The 3,227-nt window shown below is 37.5% G+C and carries 1 protein-coding gene and 3 pseudogenes; 1 reads left to right on the top strand and 3 read right to left on the bottom strand.

The features are described from left to right. Nucleotides 1-185 precede the first annotated feature (185 nt). A pseudogene (locus BHE85_RS12595) lies at nucleotides 186-305 on the bottom strand (IS66-like element accessory protein TnpA); the annotation flags it as partial. 116 nt (nucleotides 306-421) lie between these two features. After that, nucleotides 422-2,119, bottom strand: coding sequence for a type III secretion system effector OspD3 (ospD3, locus tag BHE85_RS12590; protein ID WP_005006403.1), 1,698 nt, complete (start codon nucleotides 2,117-2,119; stop codon nucleotides 422-424). 75 nt (nucleotides 2,120-2,194) lie between these two features. Here ospD3 and BHE85_RS12585 point away from each other — a divergent pair. Next, nucleotides 2,195-2,343, top strand: a pseudogene (locus BHE85_RS12585) (IS1 family transposase); the annotation flags it as partial. A 103-nt stretch (nucleotides 2,344-2,446) separates the two neighbouring features. Here BHE85_RS12585 and ospC1 read toward each other — a convergent pair. Then, nucleotides 2,447-3,227 (bottom strand): annotated as a pseudogene (ospC1, locus tag BHE85_RS12580) (type 3 secretion system effector OspC1); the annotation flags it as partial.

Genomic DNA, 3,227 nt, shown 5'->3' with positions numbered 1-3,227 from the left:
GCTCCAGGTTGTGTGACATGGGAACTCATTCTGGATGGTTACTCTGAAAGCTCATATTCTGCCACACCCCGATTTGCAGCCGCCAGGCTGCCGTGGTTCACAGATAAAACACTCTCCAGGAAACCCGGGGCGGTTCACTGCGTGTCTGGGTTCGCCAGCATGAGCGGGATACCGGGGGCGGTTCACACGAACATACCACAGACAGTTGATTTTGGTACGCCCAGGCGACGTCCGGCCACAACCCGTGGTAAATGTTCTTCGAAATGAAGGCGTAAAGCTTCAGTGATCCAGGTCCGGTATTCCATACGATAGTGTCCACTTCAAAATGATGGACATTATTTTTGTGGAACCGGAGGTAACAGACCAGACGGTTTAAATGAGCCGGTTACCTCAAATTCAGTGTATCACCACGAGATAATATTCAGCTTTTTATATTCTTCATAATTTCTAGAAAATCACTTCCATTTTTTTTGTCCAAGTGTTCTGCTATTTCTTCAGGTGTAATATTTTCATTTTTTATTATTCCCATATAAGTTTTTATTGCCTCAAAATTCCTATTTTGAAAAGCTATAATTAATCCAGATACCCCATTTGGGCCTTCTGCCGCCAGTAATTTTGATGCCTGATGTGGAGTAAGGTCTGCAGTGTGAAGTATTTTCCCATAAGCAATAATTGTTTCTACACATCCATTATGCAAGGCTACAAACAATCCAGATAAACCATTAGAATCTTTCGCTTCTAACAGCTCTGCTTTTTTATCCAAGTTAAGTTTTGCCTCATTCAAGATATCACCATAAGCTAAGATTGCATCAGCCTGTCCATTATTCAATGCTAACAGAAGTCCGGGAACATTGTCATATCTCCTTGAGGCCAGCAAATTTACAATATCCTCTGAGTTGAGGAGAGGGGGGCTAAGAATGAGCTCACCGTATGCGCGTATAGCATCTGCATGTCCATTTTGAAGAGCAAACATTAGTCCGGGTATCTGTCTGTGTACTTCATCATAATAATAAGCGGTCAGCAAATTTTTCAGCTTATTGTATTCGATATTTATTGCTCTCTTCTTGAGAAGCCTTCCGTATGTTTTGATAGTTTCTGCATGCCCATTTTGAAGTGCTTGGGATAAACCCGATATTCGTCCTCCCATTCCTTCCGCAGTTAGTAGTTCTACCGTTTTATCAAGGTTAAGTCCAGAAGTTTCCAGGAGTTCTCCGTATGCTAAGATTGTATCTGAATGCCCATTTTGTAAAGCTAAAAGCAATCCTGACAAACCATCGTCATTTTTGGCTGCCAAAAGTAATTCTAACGTATTGTCTGAAAGGTCAGATAGTTGTACGACTCTTGTTACTTTTTGGATTAGCTCAGTCAATCCCATACGCATCGCGTGATAAATAACTTTGGGGTGAAGTAAATTATTAGGCCATCTGATTATGGAGGACATGCTTGTTGGAGTATGTCTGTCCACAAATATAGACATACCGTCGGATATAAGACCATAACATTTCTGATGTTTTTCATCAAGAAAATTATCTACAGTCAGTTTTTTTATTTTAGCTAAGTTAAATTTGTTAAACTCTGCTCGTAAATGAGTTGCTGTATGGTTGGGATCATAAAGCTGAATGACAAAATCCCCCCCATTTTTAGTTTCTTTAATCTTCAAGCCTAATGCCATATTGTGATTTGATGTACTTATTTCTAGTGCTCTGCTTTTTTCGGAATGAAAAATCATTTCATTGAAAATATAAAAAATAATATCTCCCCATGAACCGTTTTCAACAAAATAAATAATAGCAGGCACATTAATAGCCTTTTCTTCTTCACTCACTGAAACATAATTTTTAATTTCATCCGGAAAAGCAAAGTGATGATAATCCACGTGACCACTACTTTTGTTAAACTGTGCTATCCAGTAGGAAGCTAAGTGTCGACAGACAATAAGTTTTCCAGAGTGATCGGTAACTTGGCAATTTAGATTTAATAAAAAACTCCTCTTGTCAGAAAAATATGGCAATTGTTTTGAGTGCAATAGAGACTGGATTGTCTCAACAGAGACGTTGTCTTTATTTATCATATTTTGCAAACATATTTTCCTTGATGGGATTAAATTTACTGATGGCATATGTATATATTCCTTTCATTGATGGGTTGTGACGCAGACTTAGTGTTGTTGTACTCTTTGCCCTTTGGATGATTGATGGCAAAGATTGATGTGGTTTGTCCCCGTTACTCTGAAACTCAGGGGGTATCCGGAACGGCCATTCCAGTTCAGGGGGGCTGCTCTATCGCTGTAAGCAGTGCCTGAAGACCTTCCAGCTCGACTACCGCTACAACGGGGCGAAACCCATCAAACTTTCCAACTATTATCACATTGAGCCATACTGACAATAAACAATATATCGATATTTTGTGCAAATACTGCCTTTTGCTAAACGATATTCAATTTTGATTAAATATATTTATTGTCAGATGTTGCACCATATTTCAATAATAGTTTTATCATTTCTGCATTCTCATATTTTATTGCGTTATCCAACATACAATCCCCACTATTAGTTTTTTTGAACTTTGTGTTTACATCAACCAATCCCTTATTGATAAAATACTCAAGTACTTTACAGCTTGAATTATGAGCGCTAAGTAGATACTCAATATCATACAACTCATGCTTTATGGAAATAACATCTTGTCTAGTTATCTCAAAATTAGATAATATATATAAGGCGACATCCTCTTTTTGATTAGTAATCGAAAGAAAAAGAGTCTGGAGAGCAATTTTTTTGTTAGTGACCTGCTTGTTAATTTCTTCGTAATTAGATGCTGTAACAGCCTCCTCTAAGGATATTTCTCTAATCTTAACTTTTTTGAAGTTTTCTGTACTTACCATCCTAGGTATATGGTACTCTGGCTGAAAAACAAAGTTTATGATTCTATCCAGATCCACAGGGGCAAGATTTTTTCCATAGCAAAACTCCTTGAAGCTTTGGTCTTCACTTTTTCTAATAAAGTCAATCAGGTATAATCCGAGCCCTAACTTCATATCTTTAGTATTGAATATTGGTACATCTATAATTCCTTTACTTCCATGTACGTATCGACTAACTTCTTTATTAACCTCTGAAAATTTATCTAAAAATGATTGGTGCTCATGGTAAAAAACAGGTGGAATAGCATTATCAAAGTGATCGGTTAATGTCATATATCCATATGGAGAGTCATGATCAATGATA

This window comes from Shigella sp. FC1567 (assembly GCF_001743015.1).
Classification (GTDB): Bacteria; Pseudomonadota; Gammaproteobacteria; order Enterobacterales; family Enterobacteriaceae; genus Escherichia; species Escherichia coli.
This window is presented reverse-complemented; position numbering and strand designations above follow the sequence as displayed.

Excerpts from the sequence above, each read along its gene's own strand:
- ospD3 (WP_005006403.1), bottom strand. The coding sequence starts at position 2,119 with ATGCCATCAGTAAATTTAATCCCATCAAGGAAAATATGTTTGCAAAAT.